This is a genomic window from Solwaraspora sp. WMMA2080, from assembly GCF_027497395.1.
GTDB lineage: Bacteria > Actinomycetota > Actinomycetes > Mycobacteriales > Micromonosporaceae > Micromonospora_E.
The window spans coordinates 6,490,066-6,510,514 of sequence record NZ_CP114910.1; the positions used below are offsets into that span (position 1 = coordinate 6,490,066).

General features: G+C 68.8%; 25 protein-coding genes and 1 pseudogene. 14 read left to right on the forward strand and 12 right to left on the reverse strand.

Annotation, left to right across the window (positions count from 1 at the left end; all coding sequences use genetic code 11):
- The first annotated feature begins 6 nt into the window (after positions 1 to 6).
- The 8 genes from O7543_RS29775 to O7543_RS29810 all read left to right on the forward strand — a co-directional run bounded on the left by O7543_RS29775 (position 7) and on the right by O7543_RS29810 (position 7,623).
- Positions 7 to 219, forward strand: a complete 213-nt coding sequence (locus tag O7543_RS29775) for a hypothetical protein (protein WP_281550822.1) — start codon at positions 7 to 9, stop codon at positions 217 to 219.
- Complete coding sequence (locus O7543_RS29780; RefSeq protein WP_281550821.1) at positions 216 to 830, forward strand: DUF2637 domain-containing protein; 615 nt, start codon at positions 216 to 218, stop codon at positions 828 to 830. Before O7543_RS29775 ends, O7543_RS29780 begins: the two co-directional genes overlap by 4 nt.
- Positions 827 to 2,596, forward strand: coding sequence for a replication initiator (locus O7543_RS29785; RefSeq protein ID WP_348650058.1), 1,770 nt, complete (start codon positions 827 to 829; stop codon positions 2,594 to 2,596). The genes O7543_RS29780 and O7543_RS29785 overlap by 4 nt, the downstream gene beginning before the upstream one ends.
- 17 nt (positions 2,597 to 2,613) lie before the next feature.
- Positions 2,614 to 2,796, forward strand: a complete 183-nt coding sequence (locus O7543_RS29790) for a helix-turn-helix domain-containing protein (protein ID WP_281567298.1) — start codon at positions 2,614 to 2,616, stop codon at positions 2,794 to 2,796.
- A 2-nt stretch (positions 2,797 to 2,798) separates the two neighbouring features.
- Complete coding sequence (locus O7543_RS29795) at positions 2,799 to 4,070, forward strand: site-specific integrase (RefSeq protein ID WP_281550819.1); 1,272 nt, start codon at positions 2,799 to 2,801, stop codon at positions 4,068 to 4,070.
- Between the two features lie 186 nt (positions 4,071 to 4,256).
- Positions 4,257 to 4,412 (forward strand): hypothetical protein, encoded by a 156-nt coding sequence (locus tag O7543_RS29800; RefSeq protein ID WP_281550818.1) that lies wholly within the window; start codon positions 4,257 to 4,259, stop codon positions 4,410 to 4,412.
- 150 nt (positions 4,413 to 4,562) lie between these two features.
- On the forward strand, positions 4,563 to 5,756 hold the full coding sequence (locus tag O7543_RS29805) for an ISAs1 family transposase (RefSeq protein ID WP_281550817.1): 1,194 nt from the start codon (positions 4,563 to 4,565) through the stop codon (positions 5,754 to 5,756).
- 439 nt (positions 5,757 to 6,195) lie between these two features.
- Positions 6,196 to 7,623, forward strand: a complete 1,428-nt coding sequence (locus tag O7543_RS29810) for a cellulose binding domain-containing protein (protein WP_281550816.1) — start codon at positions 6,196 to 6,198, stop codon at positions 7,621 to 7,623.
- A 231-nt stretch (positions 7,624 to 7,854) separates the two neighbouring features.
- Here O7543_RS29810 and O7543_RS29815 read toward each other — a convergent pair whose 3' ends face one another.
- Both O7543_RS29815 and O7543_RS29820 read right to left on the reverse strand, forming a co-directional pair.
- Positions 7,855 to 8,559 (reverse strand): dienelactone hydrolase family protein, encoded by a 705-nt coding sequence (locus tag O7543_RS29815; RefSeq protein ID WP_281550815.1) that lies wholly within the window; start codon positions 8,557 to 8,559, stop codon positions 7,855 to 7,857.
- Positions 8,560 to 8,744: 185 nt separating this feature from the next.
- The gene (locus O7543_RS29820; protein WP_281550814.1) at positions 8,745 to 9,188 is read right to left on the reverse strand and encodes a DUF1801 domain-containing protein; all 444 of its coding nucleotides are present in this window, start codon (positions 9,186 to 9,188) and stop codon (positions 8,745 to 8,747) included.
- A gap of 163 nt (positions 9,189 to 9,351) precedes the next feature.
- On the opposite strand from O7543_RS29820, the gene O7543_RS29825 reads away from it, so the two are divergent.
- Positions 9,352 to 9,840 carry an NUDIX hydrolase gene (locus O7543_RS29825; RefSeq protein WP_348650059.1) on the forward strand — a complete coding sequence of 163 codons (489 nt, stop codon included), beginning with the start codon at positions 9,352 to 9,354 and terminating at the stop codon, positions 9,838 to 9,840.
- Here O7543_RS29825 and O7543_RS29830 read toward each other — a convergent pair.
- The 5 genes from O7543_RS29830 to O7543_RS29850 all read right to left on the reverse strand — a co-directional run bounded on the left by O7543_RS29830 (position 9,822) and on the right by O7543_RS29850 (position 12,897).
- Positions 9,822 to 10,190 (reverse strand): hypothetical protein, encoded by a 369-nt coding sequence (locus O7543_RS29830; protein WP_281550813.1) that lies wholly within the window; start codon positions 10,188 to 10,190, stop codon positions 9,822 to 9,824. The genes O7543_RS29825 and O7543_RS29830 overlap by 19 nt on opposite strands.
- A 67-nt stretch (positions 10,191 to 10,257) precedes the next feature.
- The gene (locus O7543_RS29835) at positions 10,258 to 11,139 is read right to left on the reverse strand and encodes a DUF4231 domain-containing protein (protein ID WP_281550812.1); all 882 of its coding nucleotides are present in this window, start codon (positions 11,137 to 11,139) and stop codon (positions 10,258 to 10,260) included.
- A 446-nt stretch (positions 11,140 to 11,585) separates the two neighbouring features.
- Positions 11,586 to 11,792 (reverse strand): DUF397 domain-containing protein, encoded by a 207-nt coding sequence (locus O7543_RS29840; protein ID WP_281550811.1) that lies wholly within the window; start codon positions 11,790 to 11,792, stop codon positions 11,586 to 11,588.
- Positions 11,793 to 11,826: 34 nt separating this feature from the next.
- Positions 11,827 to 12,024, reverse strand: a complete 198-nt coding sequence (locus O7543_RS29845) for a DUF397 domain-containing protein (protein ID WP_281550810.1) — start codon at positions 12,022 to 12,024, stop codon at positions 11,827 to 11,829.
- Between the two features lie 18 nt (positions 12,025 to 12,042).
- A complete protein-coding gene (locus O7543_RS29850; RefSeq protein ID WP_281550809.1) occupies positions 12,043 to 12,897 on the reverse strand; it encodes a helix-turn-helix transcriptional regulator in 855 nt (284 codons plus the stop codon).
- A gap of 293 nt (positions 12,898 to 13,190) precedes the next feature.
- Between O7543_RS29850 and O7543_RS29855 the strand changes: the two genes are divergently transcribed.
- Genes O7543_RS29855 through O7543_RS29865 form a run of 3 tightly spaced genes read left to right on the forward strand, consistent with a single transcriptional unit; the run spans position 13,191 to position 13,871 of the window.
- The gene (locus O7543_RS29855; protein ID WP_281550808.1) at positions 13,191 to 13,337 is read left to right on the forward strand and encodes a hypothetical protein; all 147 of its coding nucleotides are present in this window, start codon (positions 13,191 to 13,193) and stop codon (positions 13,335 to 13,337) included.
- Entirely contained in the window at positions 13,334 to 13,651 is a 318-nt protein-coding gene (locus O7543_RS29860; protein WP_281550807.1) for a DivIVA domain-containing protein, read from the forward strand. Before O7543_RS29855 ends, O7543_RS29860 begins: the two co-directional genes overlap by 4 nt.
- Complete coding sequence (locus O7543_RS29865) at positions 13,623 to 13,871, forward strand: hypothetical protein (RefSeq protein ID WP_281550806.1); 249 nt, start codon at positions 13,623 to 13,625, stop codon at positions 13,869 to 13,871. The genes O7543_RS29860 and O7543_RS29865 overlap by 29 nt, the downstream gene beginning before the upstream one ends.
- A 78-nt stretch (positions 13,872 to 13,949) precedes the next feature.
- On the opposite strand, the gene O7543_RS29870 is transcribed toward O7543_RS29865, so the two are convergent.
- From O7543_RS29870 to O7543_RS30270, 3 genes and pseudogenes are all read right to left on the reverse strand, one after another.
- Positions 13,950 to 15,161: a cellulose binding domain-containing protein gene (locus O7543_RS29870; protein ID WP_348650060.1), complete on the reverse strand. Its 1,212-nt coding sequence runs from the start codon at positions 15,159 to 15,161 to the stop codon at positions 13,950 to 13,952.
- Positions 15,162 to 15,488: 327 nt separating this feature from the next.
- Positions 15,489 to 16,100 carry a hypothetical protein gene (locus O7543_RS29875; protein WP_348650061.1) on the reverse strand — a complete coding sequence of 204 codons (612 nt, stop codon included), beginning with the start codon at positions 16,098 to 16,100 and terminating at the stop codon, positions 15,489 to 15,491.
- Positions 16,101 to 16,110: 10 nt separating this feature from the next.
- Positions 16,111 to 16,302 (reverse strand): annotated as a pseudogene (locus O7543_RS30270) (helix-turn-helix transcriptional regulator); the annotation flags it as partial.
- 129 nt (positions 16,303 to 16,431) lie between these two features.
- Between O7543_RS30270 and O7543_RS29880 the strand changes: the two are divergent.
- The gene (locus O7543_RS29880) at positions 16,432 to 17,775 is read left to right on the forward strand and encodes an amidohydrolase family protein (RefSeq protein ID WP_281550805.1); all 1,344 of its coding nucleotides are present in this window, start codon (positions 16,432 to 16,434) and stop codon (positions 17,773 to 17,775) included.
- A gap of 18 nt (positions 17,776 to 17,793) precedes the next feature.
- On the opposite strand, the gene O7543_RS29885 is transcribed toward O7543_RS29880, so the two are convergent.
- Together O7543_RS29885 and O7543_RS29890 are read right to left on the reverse strand one after the other, a co-directional pair.
- Complete coding sequence (locus O7543_RS29885; protein ID WP_281550804.1) at positions 17,794 to 18,411, reverse strand: DUF4232 domain-containing protein; 618 nt, start codon at positions 18,409 to 18,411, stop codon at positions 17,794 to 17,796.
- A 106-nt stretch (positions 18,412 to 18,517) separates the two neighbouring features.
- Positions 18,518 to 19,813, reverse strand: coding sequence for a hypothetical protein (locus tag O7543_RS29890; protein WP_281550803.1), 1,296 nt, complete (start codon positions 19,811 to 19,813; stop codon positions 18,518 to 18,520).
- 113 nt (positions 19,814 to 19,926) lie between these two features.
- On the opposite strand from O7543_RS29890, the gene O7543_RS29895 reads away from it, so the two are divergent.
- Entirely contained in the window at positions 19,927 to 20,448 is a 522-nt protein-coding gene (locus O7543_RS29895) for a hypothetical protein (RefSeq protein WP_281550802.1), read from the forward strand.
- The last annotated feature ends 1 nt before the right edge of the window (position 20,449 follow it).

The window sequence follows — 20,449 nt, forward strand, 5'->3', positions numbered from 1 at the left end:
CCCCTGATGCCATCCCTCAACCGCCCCTCCTGGCTCCTGCTGCGGCTGCCGTGGCTGGCCCGCCTGCTTCACCGGCCGATCCGCATCACCGCGACCGGCCCGGCCGATCAGCTCGCGGCGCTCCTCTCCGGGCTCCGCACGTACCTCAACCTTCGTGGCAGGCCAGGCATGCGGGTCCGCATCGACCTGACCATCACCGACCGGGAGGACACGCCATGACCTGGCAACGCACGGAAAGCGTGCTGCGGCTGGTGATCCTGCTCGCCATCGGCTCGATGGCCGGCGCGGCCGCGTTCACCCACGTCCATGACCTGTCCGTCGCCCACGGCCAACCCCACTGGATCGGCTGGGCCAACGCCGTCGCCGTCGAACTCATGGCCATCTACCTCGGCCTGGAAATCCGGGCACGACGCCGGGCCGGTCGACCGGTCGGGTTCGTCGCCGTCCTCCTCGTCGGCTTCGCACTCCTGTCGTTGGCCGTGCAGGTCGCCGAGGCCGAACCGTCCGTGTGGGGCTGGATCGTCGCCGCCGTGCCGTCGCTGGCGTTCCTCGCACTGGTCAAAGTCGTCCTGTCCAGCGCACCCGCTGTCCCGGCTGGTTCGCCGTCGTCGACTGCGGCGGCCAACCCGGCTGGTCCGGCTGAGCGGGTACGCGTCGACCAGGCGGACGCCGTCGACCAGGTCCCGACCGACGACAACGATCCGTCGCCCGATGATGTCGAGCGGCCTGCGGTCGTCGAACCGGTCCGCGTCGCCGGTCACGGATCGGTGCTGCCGCCGCTCGGGGTCGTCCAGCCGCGACGGGCAAACGGGATGGTGGTCGGCCGGTGACCGCACCCACCACCCTCCCCGGACTCGACACACCCGCGACGGATCGGCCGGCGACCGTCGAACAACAGCCTCGGCCCGGCTCCCGTGCCGCGCGGATGGGCCTGCCCCGGTCGGTTGACGTCCTGCGGGACGTCGCCACTGAGTACGGGGTGTGTATCCGTCCGCTCGCGATGCGGCGGACCGATCTCGACACCGGCCGTACCGAGGTGATCGACCTGCCCTGCGGGGCGACCCGTGAGGACAAGTGCCCGCCGTGCGCGAAGCGGAACCGCAGGCTGCGGCAGGCGCAGATCCGCGACGGCTGGCACCGCGACGACGAACCGTTGCCGCCACCCGAACCGGCCACGGATGAGCAGAAGGCGCTGATCGTGCTGCGGGCGCACTTCGAGTTCGAACGCGACGCGGCCGTACGGGAAGCCGACTGGAAGCAGGTCACCGACCTCGACGAGGCCATCACCGAAGTTGAAGACGCCATCACCGCTGAAGGACTACGCGGCCGCGTCGCACCACCCCACACCGCCGACGGGGACGGCGTCGACCAGGGCGACGCGCAGGACAACGGCAAGCGGCGGAAGCGGTCGACCAGGCGGCGGCAGGACGCACCCGACCTACCCCGCCGGCCAGTCGAAGCGCGCACCGTCGGCAAGACGTACACCGCACCCGACGGCAACACCTACCGGCCGTCGATGTGGCTCACGCTCACCCTCGACTCCTACGGCCCAGTTCGCCCGGACGGCACCCCGGTCAACCCCGACCGGTACGACTACCGCCGTGCCGCCTGGGACGCGGTCCACTTCCCCCGACTGCTGGACCGGTTCTGGCAGAACCTGCGCCGGTGTGAAGGCTGGAACGTCCAGTACGCCGGATGCGTCGAGCCGCAACGCAGACTCGCGCCTCACGCGCACTTCGCGATCCGCGGCACCATCCCCCGCCAGACCCTGCGGACGGTGGCGGCGGCCACCTATCACCAGGTGTGGTGGCCGTCCGTCGACGTCCAGCACTACGGCGGGGAACACCAACCCGTGTGGGACGTCGACCAGGGCGCCTGGGTCGACCCGGACACCCGTCAACCGCTGATCGGCTGGGCGGAAGCACTCGACGCGGTCGACCACGATCCGGACGTCGAACCCGTCCACGTGGTCCGCTTCGGTTCCCAGGTCGACGCACGCGGCGTCATGCCCGGCACCACCGACGCTGAGCGGACCATCCGCTACATCACGAAGTACATCACCAAACACGCCGCCGACTGCCACACCACCACCAGCGGCCGGCAACGCGCACATCTCGAACGGTTCTGGCAACAGTTGCAGGTCACCCCGTGCACCGACCGGTGTGCGAACTGGCTGCTCTACGGCGTCCAGCCCAAGAACGCATCGGCGAAGCTGCGGCCGGGACGCTGCCGGGGCAAGGTCCACCAACGGGCCACCCTCGGCATCGGCGGCCGACGCATCCTCATCTCCCGCGACTGGTCGGGCAAGACCCTGTCCGACCACAAACACGACGCACGGGCCTGGGTCCGGGCACTGCTCGGCGCGACGACCGACCTGGCCGGCGTCGACCAGCCCACCGGCACCGACGGCGCGACCTCGTCCCGGCACGCGTGGGAACTGGCCCGGCCCGACGACCCGGACGTCACACCGCTCGGGCACCGGCTCCTGCGCTCCATCTCCGAACGCGCCCGCTGGCGCTCCCAACTCCTCGCCGCGAAAGACCGGGCGGCACAGGAGGCGAAGCACGACCTTTCGGCAACGGGGACGGCGGCGTGATGGGGGAGGGGCACAGGGTGGCGAAACACGGGGAACTGTGGTCGGTCGAGGACGTCTCGGCGTTCCTGCGGGTGCCGGTGGAGACCTTGTACCGGTGGCGTAAGCACAAGAGCGGTCCGCCGGCTGCCCGGATCGGCCGGCATCTGCGGTACGACCCGGCGGACGTACGCGAGTGGTTCCGCTCGCAGGCGGCGGCGTAGCCGTGGCGCATATCGAAGATCGCTGGTACAAGACGATCAAGCATCCCGGCGGCCGTACCGAGCGGGTCAAGTCGGAACTGTTCGGCAAGGGGCTGAGGTACCGCGTTCGTTACGTCGGCCCGGACGGGCGGGAGCGCAAGAAGTCGTTTCCTGACCGGGCGAAGCGCGACGCTGAGGCGTTCCTGGTCTCGACCGAATCGGACAAGCTGCGCGGCGCGTACGTCGACCCGGCGGCCGGTCGGATCACGTTCCGGGAGTACGCCGAGGAGTGGTTGCGGACCCGGTCGTTTGACGAGTCGACGCGGGAGAGCACGGAGATCCGGGTGCGCAAGCACATCCTGCCGTACTTCGGGCATCGGTCGTTGGCGTCGATCATGCCGGGGCACGTACGGGCCTGGGATGCCAGCCTGGTGGGCAAGATTGCGGTCACGACCAGGTCGGTCGTTTTCGCGCACCTGCGTACCATCCTCGGTGCGGCGGTGGATGACGAGCGGATCGCCAAGAATCCGTGCTCGGCGCGGTCGGTCAAGGCGCCTCGGCCCGCTGAGCGGCGGGTGGTTCCGTGGACCGCCGACCAGGTTTCGGCAATCCGGTCCGGTCTCGCGTCGCGTTACCGGCCGATGGTCAACCTTGGTGCCGGGTGCGGGCTGCGTCAGGGCGAGATCTTCGGCATCGGCGTCGATGATCTCGACCTGGATGCGGGCTGGGTGCATGTCGTACGCCAGGTCAAGCGGGTCCGGTCTCGGCTGGTGTTCGGCCTTCCGAAGAACGACCGGGATCGCCGGGTGCCGCTGCCGGCGTCGGCTGTCCGGGTGCTGCGGGAGCACCTGGCCGTCGTCAAGCCGGTCACGATCACCTTGCCGTGGGAAGACCCGTTCACGGGCGACCCGGTGGCGGTGCCGCTGCTGTTCACCACGACGCGGGGCAACGCGCTGAACCGGGCGACGTTCGACGGCAAGAGCTGGCAGCCGGCGGTCGAAGCGGCGGGCATCGTGCCGACCAGGGCGACGGGGATGCACGCGTTGCGGCACTTCTACGCCTCGGTTCTGCTCGACGCGGGCGAGAGCGTCAAGACGCTGGCGACGTACCTGGGCCACGCTGACCCCGGTTTCACGCTGCGGGTGTACACGCATCTGATGCCGGCCGGCGAGGAGCGGACCCGGCGGGCGATCGACGCGCTGTTCGGTGACGACGCCGGGAAGGTCGACGACGGTGTGGACGGCCGGGACGGTGACGACGGCGGGGACGTCTCGGATGACCCGGACGCCCTGTAGACGCCCTGAGGGGCCTCGGTGGGGGTGTTCGTGCAGCTCAGATGGGGTGTGGGTGCGAGAATCCGGCGTACAGGTCGACTCGTCCGTCCCACCCAAGTTCGGCATAGATCGCACCACATGTGCTTCGCCGGCTGCGTCAACAGGGCGGGGCATCGGCGTTCGTGCCAGAGCCCTATCGTCGGTGGGGTGTCCGACATCCTGCAGATCGGCTCCCTCGCCGTCCCCGTTGGTGCCCTCGTCGTCTACGCGGTCGGGTTCGTCGTCCTCTACTGGGTCATTCGCCTTGCTGTCCGGCACGCCATCCGAGACGCCGACCGGCGTCGGTCAGGCGACCGGCAGTAGCTCCGAGAGGTGGGTCGGTCGGCCGGGGCCACGGCCGTTTCAAGATCATTGTAACGGTGGGTGACGGTTGCTGTGGCGGCGTGTCGAGTGGGGACGAAGCTCCGTTAGGACGAGGTCTTCTCAAGGATCTTGTCCACCCGGAGCTTCGTCATGCCGCATTCTGTCACCCCCGCTGTCGATCCGGTGTCCACGCCGGTCGTCGGGGACGTCGCGTCGTCGTGTCACGACCTGCTGGAGCTGTTGTTGGCGGTGTCCGACGGCCGGTCGGCGCAGGGTCGTGACCATCCGGTCGCGGTCGTCCTGACGTTGGTGGCGGCCGCGACCATGGCCGGGGCGACCGGCTACACCGCGATCGCGGGCTGGGTCGCCGACGTACCGGCCGAGGTCATGGACAGCCTCTACGAACGGGTCGGGGCCAGACCGGCCCGACGGCCGTCCCGGTCGACGATCTGGCGGGTCTGCACCGACGCCGACGCCGACGTGCTCGACGCCGTCATCGCCGAATGGACAACGACACGACACGCCCACGTCAGAACCGGCACGCCGACCCAGGTACGTCTGGACGGCAAGACCGTCGGCGGCGCCGTCGGCGACGACGGGAACCAGCTGCACCTGCTGTCCGCTCTCGCCGGGGACCCGCGACCGGGAGCGGCGGGCGTCGTGCTCGCCCAGGCGCCGACCGACGGCGCCAAGACCACGGAGCCAGCCACCGCCCGCGCCCTGCTGCAGACCCTCGACCTGCCAGGCCGGACAGTCACCGCGGACGCGTTACACACCGTCAGGGCGACCGCCGAACTCATCCACCACCGTGGCGGCCAGTTCATGTTCCCGGTCAAGGAGAACCGCCGGACCCTGTTCGACGCCCTCAACACGCTGCCCTGGGCCGACACCCCACCCGACCTGGAAAGCGTCGACATCGGACACGGCCGCCGGACCCGCCGCACGATCCGTGTCCTGCCCGCCCCGCCCGATCTGCCGTTCCCGCACGTCAACCAGGTCTGGCTGATCGAACGCTACGTCACGCACACCGCCACCGGGAAACAGTCCGCCGCCGCGCGGCTCGGCGTCGCCAGCCACACTCCCGACCAGGCCGGCCCCGCCGAACTGGCCGCCTACAACCGCGGTCACTGGGCCATCGAGTCGTTGCACTGGATCAGGGACACCTGCTACCGGGAGGACCGGTCGACCACGCGTACCCGGTCCGGGCCCCGCGTCCTGGCCTCGCTACGCAACCTAGCGATCAACGCCCTACGCCTGGCCGGCCGAACCGACATCACGGAAGCCACCAGATGGGCCGCCCGCAACATGACCAGGCCATTCACCATCCTCAACCTCACCAGATGATCTTGGAACAGCCGTGCGGCCGGGGCTGTTACCGAGTGGCTGGAACTGCTTGACGATCGACGTCGCCGCAGTTAATCTCCTTCATAGCTGAGCATCTATGTACTGTGTGTGATCTGTGCTCCGTCGAGGGCATCCGTCGGCCGGTGACCGGGCCGCCGTACCGACGGTTCACGGCTGTGTGCTCAGCGCGAACGGAACGGCATGCGGCCGACCGCTTCCGGCTGGCTTTCGGTGGCACAGGGCCGGGATCGCCAGCGCATCCGAACGGCATGGGCATTGCCGACGGATCTGTGTACCTCGGGAACAGTGTTCATCTGAGTCAGATTCCGCTGACTTCTGGCCGCTCCATCGCAGTAGAAACAGGAGGCACTTCGTGAAGAACGTTGGGACCAGCGTTTTCACAAGACGCCGTCCACCAGGTACGACGACCGTGCTTGGTGTGGCTGTCACCTTCGCCGCTGTCGGGGCACTCGCCGTGTCCGGCATGTCGGCTGCCGCTGTTCAGGCCCCGGCCGACGAACCAGCGGCATCAGTGTTGGCAAGTTGCGATGACCGGCTGTTCGGCTGGGCGTCAGTGTCGGCGAACGGTGTCGCCACGACGACCGGCGGCGGCAACGCCACCCCGCAGACGGTGACATCGCTTAGCGACCTTCGGCAGTACGCCAACGACTCGACTCCACGCGTGCTACGGATATCCGGCACGATCAGCACTGGGTCGTCGGCCGTGGAGGTCGGCAGCAACAAGACCCTGATCGGCGCAGACTCGAACGCGACGATCCGTGGTGGCATCAACATCAACGGCGGTAGCAACATCATCATCCGCAACTTGAACGTGCAGGGCGGCGGCCAGGGCAGCAGCCCGGCCGACACGATCGCCGCGCGTAACGCCCACCACCTATGGTTCGACCACCTGAACCTGTGGGACGCCAGCGACGGGTTGCTGGACCTCACCCGAGGCGTCGACTACATGACGGTGTCCTGGGTCAAGTTCTGGTACACCAACAGTTCCCACTCGCACAGGCTGGCCAGCCTGGTGGGTGGAGGCTCGACCCACGGCGACACCGACAGCGGAAAGCTGAACGCCACCTACCACCACAACTGGTTCGCTGATCTGGTTGACCAGCGTGGACCACGAATGCTGTTCGGCAAAGGCCACGTCTACAACAGCTACTACAATTCCCCCGGGAACGCGTACGCCATCGGCACCGGATCGTACGCCTCCGTACTCGTGGAGAACAACTACTTCAAGGACATACGGGACCCGCACCGGTTCCAGGACTCGAACCCCACGTACATCACCGCGCGGGGAAACGTCTACGACAACACCAGCGGTCGGCGTGACACAGGTGCCCAGGGTAGTGGCGTCACTCCGTTCACGAACCCGCCGTACAGCTATTCGCTCGACGCGGCAAACGACGTCCCCGGCATTGTCACCGCCTGCGCGGGCCCGAGACTGTCCGGGACGCCGCTGCCGCCCACCACAGCGCCGCCCACCACGGTGCCGCCGACGACGGCGCCGCCGACGACGGCGCCGCCCACCACGCCACCAACGACGACCGCGCCACCAACCACAGGTGCCTGCAGCGCCTCTTACCAGACCGTCAGCTCGTGGCCCGGTGGCTTCCAGGGCGAGGTGGTCGTACGAGCAGGAAGCACAGCGATCAACGGCTGGACCGTCCGCTGGACCCTCGGCAGCGGGCAGACCATCAGTCAGCTATGGAACGGTAGCCTCAGCACCAGCGGCTCCAGCGTCACGGTACGCAATGTGGACTACAACGGCACGCTGCCGGCCGGTGGCACCGCGACCTTCGGGTTCCTCGGCTCCGGCTCACCGTCCTCGCCGTCTCTGACCTGTTCCAGCCCGTGAGATGCCGCTGGGCCAGGTGCCTTCGGCCCATGCCTCTGCCCGAGGCCCTGGCCCAGCAGCGCTCCGCCGGTCACGGACCGTTCGTCCGCGTCGCGTCAGGAGCCGTACGGGGCAGCAGGTGATCGAGTGCCGCGTTCGCGGAAGTACGCCGGACCCGCCGTCTCGAGGACGGCAACCGGGTCTGCTGAGGTCGAGCCGATCCGGACGGATGCCAGCTTCGATCAGTGCTGGTCAGTGCGGCATGAGGTGGCGGGTGAAGAACCGTACCGTGCTGTCCAGCTCGTGTTCCGGGAGCCGGTCGGCGTGCCGGCCCGGGTTGGCGTGCAGCGTCTTCTCGGTCGAGCCGAACGCGTCGAACAGGGCCAGGCTCTGCGCCCGGGGCACCCGTTCGTCGTCCCACTGGACCAGGAACTCGACCGGTACGGTGATGCTGGCCGCAGCGTCCAGCGTGGATGCGGCGGCGGCACCGCCGAGGCCGAGGACCGCCGCGCGCACTCGCGGCTCGGCGGCGACGAACGGTACGCCGAGCCCGTAGCCCAGCGAGATCCCCCAGTAGCCGACCTGCCCGCCGCCGAGATGGTCGAGGACGGCCTGCCACTCCGGGACGGTCTGCTCGGCGACCAGGGCGTGGAAGTCGGCGAGCAGCGCGGCCAGGTCACCTCCGGAGCTGACAGCGGTCCGGATCTCGGTGGCGATGTCCTGGTAGCGCTCGTCGGTCGGGCGCTCGCCGTGGTTCGGCACGTCCACGCAGACGGCCGCGAAGCCGCTGGACACGAAACGGTGGGCCCGGTGCAGGACGCCGGGAGCGGTCTTGTGCTGGCCGCCGCCGTGGCCGATGACGATCAGCGGCGGGCGGTCGGCACCGCTGCCGGCTGAGGTCCAGAGCACAGCGGGTACGCCGTCGACGGCGAAGTGTTCTTCCTGGATGTTGTGCATGCGCGTACACGCCTTTCGAGAGTCCCTGTGCGGGCGCTCCCTAGATGCGGGGGAGGGAGTCCCGGCCTGTCGCAGCGTTGATCGGACTCACCTCCTCGGGCAGCAGTCATGCACGGCGCAGCGAGCGTACCGTAACCTCACCCCGCTATCGGCGCTCACCTGTCGGTCGAAGCCGTACCCGCAGGTCAGCTCACGGCCTTCTTGACGAGGGCGGCGATGGTCTCTGCGGCCTGCTCGCTGAGCTGGGCGACGGCGAAGGACGTCGGCCACAGGCCGCTGTCGTCGGCGAGATTGGCCGTAGCGGTGAAGCCAAAGGTGGAGTAGGGCTCCTTGTCCGCGTGCCCGCTACGGAAGAAGCACACGACCTTGCCCTTTCTCGCGTACGCCGGCTGGCCGTACCAGAGCTTTGGGGACAGGTCGGGGGCGTTGGTGGTGACGATGGCGTGGATGCGTTCGGCCAGTGCGCGGTCCGACGGTTCCATCTGGGCGATCTTCGACAGCACGTCGAGCTCCTCGGCGGCTGCCTTGCCACCACGACTGCGGGTCGTCTCCCTCTTGAGCTCTGCAGCGCGTTCTTTCATGGCGGCGCGCTCGCCCTCGGAGAAACCGTCCGTGCCTGCCTTGCCCATCGTGTCGCTCCTGATCGTTGTCGGGTGTGACCGAGGGTCACGCTAGCCGTGCTGCGACGGCTGGTGCTTCTCAAATCCTGATCGGCACAGGCGGCCCGCCGCCACGAGTCCTGACTGGCAGAAGACGCCGCGAGCCGGACATTCGGGCGGTTAGCCTCCGGTGGTGAGCTCCCCGTCTGACGATTACACAGCGACATTGCCGCGAAAGCGGATGGGCTCGGCTGTGCTGCTGCGCGACCATGACGGACGAATCCTGCTTGTCGAGCCGACGTACAAGGACTACTGGGAGCTGCCAGGTGGCGTGGTGGAGGCCGACGAGTCGCCGTACGACGCGGCGGTCCGTGAGCTGGCCGAAGAACTTGGCCTGGCGGTCACTCCCGGCCGGCTGCTGGTGGTCGACTGGGTGCCGCCTCGCGCCGGCCGCACCGAGGGAGTCATGTTCGTGTACGACGGTGGAATCCTGGACGAGTCGCAGACCGGTGCGATCCGGCTGCCGCCGCAGGAGTTGCGCAGCTGGGCGTGGTCGACCTTGCCGCAGGCGCAGCAGCGGCTCTCGCCGCTGCTGGCCCGGCGGGCCGCCGCCGCGCTGGAAGCGGCGACGGACAGCGGGACTGTCTACCTTGAAGGCGGCAATCAGGTGGGGAGCCCGTAGGGCGCGCGGAGCAACGTCGCGCCGCCCGATCGGTAAAGGCTGTCATGGACGCCGTCGGCGTAGAGCATTCCGGTGAGGTCGGCTCGCGCTTTCGCGACGGGGCTGGACTGTTGGAATCCGTACGCCCCGAGCAGCGGAGCCAGATCGGTGACCGCCCGGTGTGTGATGTCGACTCCGGCGGCCTTACCGGCGCGAGCGAATAGGTCCGCATGCGGGTGGCCAGACGCAGTGAGCCTGATGGCGGTGATGGCGGCGAGCAGCGCGGCGACTATCTCGGCGTGGGTGCGCCCGAGGGTGATCAGCGCATTGTCGCGGACCCGAGGCAGCACACCTACCTGCGCGCAGTGCATTTCTCGCAGCAAAGGCTGCCCATAATCTCACTGCTTGTAGAGTTGAGTGATCATGCGTTTGTTTCCCCTAGCGTTCCTCTCGTTGTCCGGGTGATTGCTCAAGCTGCAGTTCTCGCTTGCGCTGTTCCTCCCTCAGCCGTTCGACATTCTCGGCGAAGAGGCGAAGTCGTGTTGCTTCCGCCGCCTCCTCCGCAGGTTCCCCTGACTGTGTGTCGTGCGCAACCTCTGCGTATTCGTGGAGTCGGAATTGAATTGCGTTGTAGTGTTTCTCGATGTCATCTGCGGTTGATTGAAGATTGTAGCCACGTTCCCGGAACTTGAAGTAAGCGGCAAGGCCTGCAGTGATGCTGACGAAGGCGGTTAGGCCGGTTGAGAACCAGCTAAGGGGGTGTTCTCCCGCCATGACTGCAGTTGTGGTTGATGCCGCAATGGAGCCGACAATAATAATTGCTTGAACTGTGTTGTGTGTCCTGAGGTTGCGGGTGGCTCTTGTTCGGAACTGGGCTACGATATCCTGCGATGCTTCGCGGTAAATCCTCAGGGATTCTATCGAATCTGAGGGTATCCGCGCTGCTGCGCTTTGTCGATCGTGGTTGAGGTTCCGTACGTTGAAGTCGAGTTCGACGATGTTTCGTCGATTCTTGATTGCGAGTCGGCCCATTGATACGCAGAGAATGAGCAGGGCTGTCAGGCCCACGTACCGGGTTACGACTGGTTGATCGCGCCATAACCCTATGGCAACGGAATATGCAAGAAGTGCGGCAAGTGTGAAGGCGGAAAGTAGTACAATAGAATAAGTGATCTGCGCCGATTTTGCTGCTCGTAAGCGGTCAATGGCTAGCTCATAGTCTCGCCCGATCGCGCGGTACCTGTCCTGTGATTCTATGCCAACTCTCTGGCTTTCTAAATCAGGTGACTGGCCTTGGGTTCCGTCATGAGGGGTAGTCACGGGCGCTCCGTGTGTCGTTCCTGTCGCTGAACATGATGCGGCCACGAAGTATCGCTGGTTGAACTGCGGCAATCAAGGAACTGTCACATTGGCGTCAGTGGTGGTGGGTGCTCCGCAAAGTAGTTAAGATGCCGTCTTGTCGGTGCCGCTACTTCTCCGCTGGTGCAGGGCTTCCAATTCGACGACCGTCAGCACATAACAGCGGAGTTCGGTCAGATGAGTGCGCCCTGCCATTCGTAGCTGGACCACTCGGTCAACCTCGGGAGACGTCCGGCCAAACAGGGAGCGGGGTGATGCGAAGTTTGCTCGGTTCAGACAGGAAACGAGTGCAGGCTGACCGGCTGACTCGAAGTCCCTCGCCTCCGACGGGCTACTGGGGTCAGGCTTCGCTGCGCCGCAGACCGGTTTGGTGACTGCGCCGCACTCGTGACGCGGTAACGGCTGCGCTACCGCTGGCGCGTCTGTGCCCCGAGCGAGGCGGTGAAGGACGCCCACGCGGTGGGGGAGAACGCGAGCACTGGACCGGAACGGTCCTTGCTGTCGCGTACGGCTACGACGGCGGGAAGGTTGTCGGCGACTTCGACGCAGTTGCCGGTGCCGCCGGAGTAGCTGCTGGTACGCCAGGTGGCGTCGGTCAGGTCGGTGTCTCGCATTCGCGGTGCCTCCTTTGAAGTGGGGGAGGAGCGGTTACGCGGAGAGCAGGGACGACTTGAGCGCGGTGGTGAAGGTGGTCCAGGCGGAGGGGGCGAAGGTCAGCGCCGGGCCGCTCGGGTCCTTGCTGTCGCGGGTGGCGACGACTCCCGGCAGGTTGCGGGCGACCTCGACGCACTGGCTGTTCGAGTCGCTGCGGCTGCTCTTGATCCACACGGCGCGGGTGAGGTCCATCGCGCCCCTCCTTCTGGTCTACGCCAAGTCCTTGGCGATCGCGGCGATCAGGTCCCGGGACTTGCCTGGGCTGAGCGCCGCCGCGTGCAGGTGGGTGTAGGTAAGCGTAACCCGATTCATGTCCTCGGGACGTTCCAGATACACGTCGCCAGCTGGGCTGATCACGTACGCCACCGGGCTGTGCACGTCCTCGTCGAACTCCAGGATCGAGAACGACCCGGTGGTGCCAGGGTGATGGCCCTCGCTGAACGGCAGCACCTGCAGCATGACGTTCGGTCGGGTGCTCGCCTCGGCCAGGTGGTCGAGCTGCCGGCGCATCACCGCGTCGCCACCGGTACGCCGATGTAGCGCAGCCTCGTCCACGACGGCCCAGAACTTCAGCGGCGGGTCCTCGGTGAGGCACGCTTGGCGCGCCATCCGTAGCTCGACCCGCCGGTCCACCTCGCCGGGATCGTCCGGCCAGGCGGTAGAGGCGACAGCTCGGGCGTACTCCTCGGTCTGAAGCAGGCCGGGGACGATGGCCAACTCGAAGTTGCGCACCTCGCGGGCGGCGCCTTCGAGACCGACGTACATGCTGTAGTTCATCGGGAGGTTGCCGTACTTGGACCACCAGCCGCGCTGCTTGCCCTGCTTCTGCAGGTCGAAGATGGTGGCACGGCGCTCCTCGTCGGTGACGCCGTAGCGGTCGAGCATGACGATCAGGTCGCCACGGCCGACGCCGACGTCACCGGCCTCGATCTTGTAGATCTTCGACTCGCTGCAGGCGAGCACTTCGGAGATGGCGAACTGGGTGAAGCCGGCCGCCTCGCGAGCGGTCTTGAGCTGCCTGCCGAGCTGCCATCGGGCGATCGTGGGTCCGCTTGCTCGTGACATGTAGACCTCCTCAGGATCCTCTTCGGATCTGCCGAAAGGCAGTCTCCCTCGCATTGCTACAACTTTCAAGACCTGACTCCACACTGTCGGCCGTCCCAGAGAAAACTTACACTGAAGTCTTGTAGCCGTACGTCAGAGATGTCAATCTGTCTTTGGCTGCGAGAGCCGGGCCGGCAGACCCGAAGTCGGCGTACCGCCTCGTCGCCTCGCACATCCCCACCCACCTGGGCGCCGGCCGGCGTCGCGGCAAGGAGGCCGGCCGGTGCCCCGACCCGAAGAGGGGGTAGGTCTTCGTGGAAGTCGGTGCGCTGATCGGCGCGGTCCTGCTGGGATTCCTGGCCGGACTGTTCGCCTTCAAAGTGAAAGTCAGATGGTGTCCGTGGTGCGGCCGGTTGACCTGGCCCGGCCCGCCGCCGCCACCGGACGGAGAAATGCTGTGACCAGGTCGTCCGGCCGGCACCGGCCGCCGATGGTCAGGGTCAACGGCGAGACGTACGAGGGGGACGTCGCGCCGGTGGCGCTGACCGCCGAGCAGGTGACGCGGGTGCGCTTCCGCACCCGCTGGCGGGGCCTCGACCCACGGCACGTCGCGGCGTACGTCGCCCAGGTCGCCGCCGAGCTCCGCCGCCGCGACCAGAGCATCGCCCGGCTGGCCGACGAGTTGTCGCTGCTCAAGCAGGCGTTGCGGGACTGGCAGAGCGATCAGGCCCGGCTGCCGTACGTCGGTGAACTCGACATCGACCCCGGCACCTGAGCCGGGTGACGTGCTGGCGATCGGGGCTGCCGCCAGCGTCCAGTTCGCCGGTGACCGGGGCTTCCGGTTCCGGGTCACCGCCGTCGACAGGCGCTGGACCTATGTCGGCTGGGTGTGGCTCACCGGCTACGTTCTCGACCGCGACGGCACAGCCGTCGACCGACGGGAGATCTTCGTGCAGCGGGACGGACTGCGCCTACTCTACCGGCGGAAGCGGTGAGCGCCGGTCCGGGGCGGCGACGGCCAGTTGCCGTCGTCGCCCCGGACCGTTCAGTCGCCCCGGGCCGTTCAGCGGGGATCAGGGACTGGTGCAGGTCACTGTGGACGGCGTCGACGGCGATCCGGAGCCGAGGAAGCCGAAGGTCACGGTGCCGGCGGCCGGCAGCGATCCGTTGTACGACACGTTGCGTACCGAGACGCTGGAGCCGCTGGTGCTCAGCGTGCCGTTCCATATCTGGGTGATGCTCTGGCCGCTGCCGAGGCTCCACCCGACGGTCCAGCCGTTGATCGCCGAGTTGCCGGCCCGGACGGTCACCTCACCCTGGAAACCACCGGGCCACGACCCGATGGTCTGGTACGTCGCCGTGCAGGCGCCAGCCGGCGGGGCCGTCGTGGGCGGTGCGGTCGTCGGGGGAGCGGTGGTCGGTGGCGCCGTCGTCGGTGGCGCGGTGGTGGGCGGTGCCGTCGTCGGCGGGGCGGTCGTCGGGGACGGCGACGGCAGGCCCGGCGGGACGAGCGGGCAGGTGTTGCGGTACTGCAGCACCCCGGAGGAGTCCATCAGCGGGCAGAGGAACTGGGTGTACCGCAGGTCGTTGTCGAGGAAGATCTTGACCCAGGGGATCATCGTGCGCATCAGCAGCGTGTTCGGTCGGGTCGGGAAGCTGTGGTCCAGCCCGGCGGCCTCGAGGTACGCACCTTCGGTCGTCGACGGCAGCCCGTTGTAGAGGTTGCTGACCGACGACGGGGTGGTGACCGTGTCATTTTGTCCCGAGTAGAGCAACGCCGGAACCTGCATGTTGGTCAGGTTCTGCGACGGCGAGAACGGCGTGAAGCCGACTGCGGCCTTCAGCGCTGGCCGCCGCAGCGCCGCGCTGAACGCGCCGCCGCCGCCCATCGAGTGACCCGCGACGGCGAGCCGGTTCGGGTCGACCCGGCTGCGCACCGAGCTCTGCCCGGTGAGGTAGTCCAGCGCGGCCAGCAGCTGGGTGCCCCGGGCGGTGTCGAAGTCGTTGCGGTCGTTGGTCTCGATGCCGATGACGACGAAGCCCTGCGAGGCGAGCCGGGGCCCCATCCAGGCGAGTTCGACGGAGAACAGCGCGGTGTACCCGGGGGAGATGGCGATCGCACCGAAGGTGCCCTGGCTGGTGTCGGTCGGGTAGTAGATCATGCCGCCGTTGAAGCCGTACCCCGGCGGGACGCTGACCTGCGCGGTGGCGAACGGTCCGTTCGGAGCGGCGACGCTCGCCGGGGTCGGGTCCGGACCCCGCTCGTACGGGTTGTCGGCGGCCACCGCCGCCGGGCTGGTCGCGACGATGCCGGCGGCCAGCCCGAGGACGGCCGCCGCTGCCGCGGCGAGCAGCGCGAACGGACGCCGCCGGGCCAGCCGCCGGCCGGTCGGTACCCGGCCGTCGGCAGGCGGTGGATGGGCGATGCCTTATCTGGACATCGGGTGTCTCCTTGACCGTGTGGGGTGCCATCGAAACGATAGACATCGATGTGAACGGTCACGTTACACAGCACGCGGGCTGGTCATCAATCGCCGATCGACTCTGGTCCAAAACAGACACTTGTCAGTACGAGGTCCTGCCGTCGAAAATCTGGCACAGAAATCTCTGCATCAGGACAGCCAGTTGCTCGCGGCCAGGGTGCCGAGCAGCCGCAGCGCTGAGGCGCTGCGATCATCCGCTGCGCGGTACACGATCAGCTGCTGACCAGGGGCTCCACGCACATCGAACGCGTGGTACGTCAACGTCAACTCACCGACCACACTGTGCCGGAACGTCTTCGCCTCATGGGTCTTGCCCCGTACGTCGTTGCGCTGCCACAGCCGGCGGAACTCCGCGCTGGCAGCGCCCACCTCCTCGACCAGGTCGTGGGCCCGCCGGCGGTGCGGGTCGTGACCGAGGGCGAGGCGCAGGTTCGCCACGCACGCCTCGGCGGAGCGGCGCCAGTCGACGAAGAAGGTCCGGCCGGCCCGGTCCAGGAACGTCATCCGCACCAAGTTGTCCGGCTCGGTGAAGTCGGCGTAGAACGCGTCGGCGAGCGCGTTGCCGGCCAACAGGTCGAGCCGACGGTCGACCACGATCGCCGGGGTGTCCGGCCAGGCGTCGAGCAGCTCCCGTAGACCTTGGTCTACCTGCGGGCGGGCCGGTGCCGGGTGTGACGTCGGCCAGCCGGAACAGGTGGTCGCGGGCGTCGGCGTCGAGATCGAGCGCCCTGGCCACGGCATCCAGCACCGACGCCGACGGGTGGCGTTCCCGGCCCTGCTCCAGTCGGGTGTAGTAGTCGACGCTCACCCCGGCCAGCACCGCGACCTCTTCGCGGCGCAGGCCGGCGACCCGCCTGGTGCCGCTGAAGGTCAACCCGACATCGCCCGGCGTGAGCCGGGCCCGTCGGGCCACCAGAAAGGCGCCGAGCGCGGTGGTGGGCATGCCACCCACGCTAACCAGCGCAAGCTCCGGCCATCCAGGGTGCACCACACCCTGGTTACGCCCGGCCTGGTTGGCCGTCGCACCGGCCCGCACGGTGGACAGGTCCCACCCTGCGACAAGGAGCGAACCATGACGTTGTTCAGCGGTGGCGCGGTCGTCACGATGGACCCGACGATCGGTGACCTTGCCTCCGGTGACGTGCTCATCAGCGGCGACCGGATCGTCGCCGTCGGCACGGACCTGCGGTCGCACCCGGAAGCGGCCGGCGCGACCGTCGTCGACACTACCGGCGGCATCGTCTGCCCCGGCTTCGTCGACACCCACCGGCACGCCTGGCAGGCGCAGCTGCGCCGCAGCATCCCCGACGTGGGCGACCTCGGCGAGTACGTGATGTCGACGCTGGCCGGCGTCGCACCCGCGTACACCCCGAACGACATGTACGTCGGCACCCGGCTCGCGGCGCTCACCGCCCTCGACGCCGGCATCACCACGATGCTCGACTTCTCGCACAACTCCCGCACTGCGGCTCACTCGGACGCGGCGGTGCAGGCGCTGGTCGACACCGGCATCCGGGGCGTGCACGCCTCGATGGGTCCACACTTCGGCGACTGGGACAAGCAGTGGCCCGCCGACCTGGTCCGGCTGCGGGAGAAGTTCCACGGCGCCAACGACGCTCTGGTGACCGTACGGCTGGCGGCGCTGGCCACCGACGAGATCGCCGGATCGGCGTTGGCGTACGGGCCGGAGCTGGCGGCACTTGCTCGCGATCTCGGCATCGGTGTCAGCATCGACGCCGTGTTCGGCGAATTCTCGTCGGCGGCGATCGAGAGCTGGGCGACCGCTGGTCTGCTTGGCCCGGACGTGACGCTGATCCACGCCACCGGGCTCACCGGGCAGGCGTGGCAGACGATCGGTGCCACCGGGACCACCGTGTCGCTGGCCCCGACGTCGGAGGCGCAGATCGGGCTGGAGACGGCGGTGCCGGCGATCGACGAGGCACTGGCCGTCGGCGTGCGACCCGGGCTCAGCATCGACGTCGAAGTGGCGCTGGCCAGCGACATGTTCACCCAGATGCGGGCGCTGCACGCGATCCAACGGATGCGCGCGGTGCACGCCGCGTACGGCACGGATCACCCCGTGGGGCAGCGGATCACCACCCGCGACGTGCTGGACTTCGCCACCGCGCAGGGCGCGCGGACCAACGGGCTCGGCGACGTCACCGGCTCGATCAGCCCCGGCAAGCAGGCGGACCTGCTGGTGGTCCGGGCCGACGACGTCAACACGATGCCGCTCAACGACGCGGTCGGCACGCTGGTGCTCGGCGCCGACGCCCGCAACATCGACACGGTCGTGGTCGGTGGCCGGGTCCGTAAGGCGGGCGGCCGGCTGGTCGACGTCGACGTCGACATCGACGAACTACGCCGTACGGTGACCGCCTCCCGCGACGCGATCCGCCGGAGGGTTGCCGGGTAGCGGCGACCTGAACTCGGTCTACCAGGCGACGACGCCCTGGGTGGACGGCTGGATCGAGCCGATCTGCACGTCGGCGATCGGCAACTCGCCGACTGCCTCTTCGCCGTCCAGACCGACGGTCCGGGCGACCACCGTCGTGCTGTCACCGGGCGCGCCGACCCGGACCGTGGTCGCCACCGCGCAGTCGGTCGACGCCGGGTCGCAGGTAACCCACTTGACGCCGGCGAACGCGGACTCGCCCGGATCGAGGTCGGTCGCCACGGGCGGCCCGGGCTGCTCCACCTGCTGCTGTGCGACGTCGACCGGGCTGCGGTCGGCGCGCTCGAAGGCCAGCGTCACCCAACCGTCGAGCTGACACGGTGCCGCTGAGTCGTTGGTCAGCGCCAGCATCGCCACCCCGGCCTTCTGGAAGATCACGTCGACGGCCAGGTCGGTACTGGCGCAGGCGGCCGTACCGCCGTCACCCGGCGCGTCGGATCCGGTGCCGGACGGGTCGGCATCGGCGGTCGGCGCTGCGCTGGCGGTCGGCGACGTGTCGGTGGTCGGCTCCGCATCTGGCGCGGCGTCGCCGCAGGCGGCGAGGGTCAGCGCGGCGGGGATCAGACAGGCCACGGCGGCGGTACGGGCAACACGCATGGAGGGCTCATTCCTCTCGACAACGGGTGGCTGTCGGCGACAGCCATGTTGATCGGCATCGGACCGTACCGCCGGATGTGCCCCGCGACCATGTGCCAGAAACCGGTCACATGCCAGGAAAGCACCACGATGCCAGGTGTGCCAGGTCCTTCGCTCCGCCGGTGGACACCCGCTCCGGCGCGGGCCGATCGTCGACCGGCGCAGCGATGTCGCGGGCGATCCGGCGTACCCCGGTGGTGGCGTCCAACCGCGACGTCCACATCTGCCAGCGGTCCGACCCACGGCCGCGTAGCCGCCGGTCGACCGTGGCGTCCACATCGGCGGCGGTCGGCTGGGCGGCGAACACCCCGTCGAGATACTCGACCAGGCCGTACCGTCGGCCGCCGCGATCGTCCACCCGATGGCAGTACGCCAGCACCCATGCGTCCTCGCAGCAGCGTACGGCGTACAGGTCGCCGGCGCGGACCTCGCCGCGCAGCGCCACCGGCAGCGGCGCCGACCGGGCACCACGCCGCGCTGACACCGGCTTCGCTGACACTGAGGTCGGTGCCGGCGGTCGGTCGGCTGGCCGGGGCAGGTGCCCGAACAGCCGCCGCGCCAGCGACTCGGTCACCCCGTCGGCGGCCCGCCAGAACGACAGCGGCGCGTCCACCTCGACCCGGGCGCTCGGCCGCCGGTCCCGATCGCGGGCCGTGGTGAACGCGGTCAGCATCCCCGGATGGTCCGCCGTCTGCAGGACGCCGACGAAGGCGAGATCCTCCAACAGCGACCGGTACGTCCACTTGTCGGCACCGGGCAGCAGCCCGGCTGCCCGCAGCGCCTGCACCGCCCCGCCGGCCCGGGTCGTGGCCGGCAGCGAGCGGATCACGTCGAGGATCTCGTGCAGCACCCACACGTCGTACGGCTGCGGTGCCGGCAGCGGCGGGGTCGCCGACTCCAACGTCAGCAGGTAGCCGCACACGTCGCCGGGCAGCAGTGACCCGGACCGGGCCCGCTGCCACCAGGCGAGCGTGGTGTCGAGGGTCGTCTCGGCGGTCAGGGAGCAGACGTCGCAGCATCGGTCGCCGATCGGACCCGGATGCGCCGGCATGGTGGTGCCGAGCGCCCACGCCGGCAGCACCGCCCGCCAGCTGCGCGACGCGCTGCCCAGCCCGGCGACGAAGGCGTCGGCGGCGACCCGTTCCGGTACGGCGGCAGCGAGCCGGCGCAGTCCGGTGACCGCGTCGTCGTGCTCGAACCGGCGGAAGGTGTTCGGCGCCAGGCCGTGCGCGGCAAGTGCGGCCAGGTCGGCGGCGGGGATCGTCGACGGTACGCGGTGCACGTGTTGCCCGGCGTCGTCGACGTGGCTGTTCGCTGCGGCGTACACCCTGCTCAGCAACCCGATGATCTCGCCGACGTCCACGCGCCCCGAGGCTACCGCCGCCCCGCCACCGATCGACACCCGAGGGTGGTGCAAAAGTGCACCGCCCCCGGGTGTGTTGTAGGCACGGCATACCCGGGATGCGGAGTGCGACGTTGACCGTACACACCTTTACTCTCGTGCTCGATCGAAGTCCGACAGACGACGAGGTCGATGCCCTGTTCGCCGCCGCCGGATGTGACGACGCGGCCTTCGGCGTCGAGGGCGGACTCCCCGTCGCGGAGTTCGACCGGCAGGCGGACACCATCGCGGACGCGATCGCGACAGCCGTCCGAGCCGTCGAGTCGGTCGGCCTTACCGCGCTGCGGCTGATCGACCAGGACCTGGTGACGCTGGCGGACATCGCGCAGCGAGTTGGCCAGAGCTGGGAGTCGATCCGTCGGTACGTCACCGGTGAGCGTGGCCCCGGCGGTTTCCCGCCGCCGGTCAATCCGGCCCGCGACGGCGCGCTGTTCTACCGGTGGAGCGAGGTCGCCCCCTGGGTCAGCCGGCACCTCGGAATCAGTGTGCCGCAGGTCGACCCGTCACTGGTCGTGGCCAACCTGGTGTTGCAGGCTCGGCAGCACCGTGGCCAGGTGCCGCACATGGCGGCGTTGTCGGACCTTTTGGCGGCCTGAA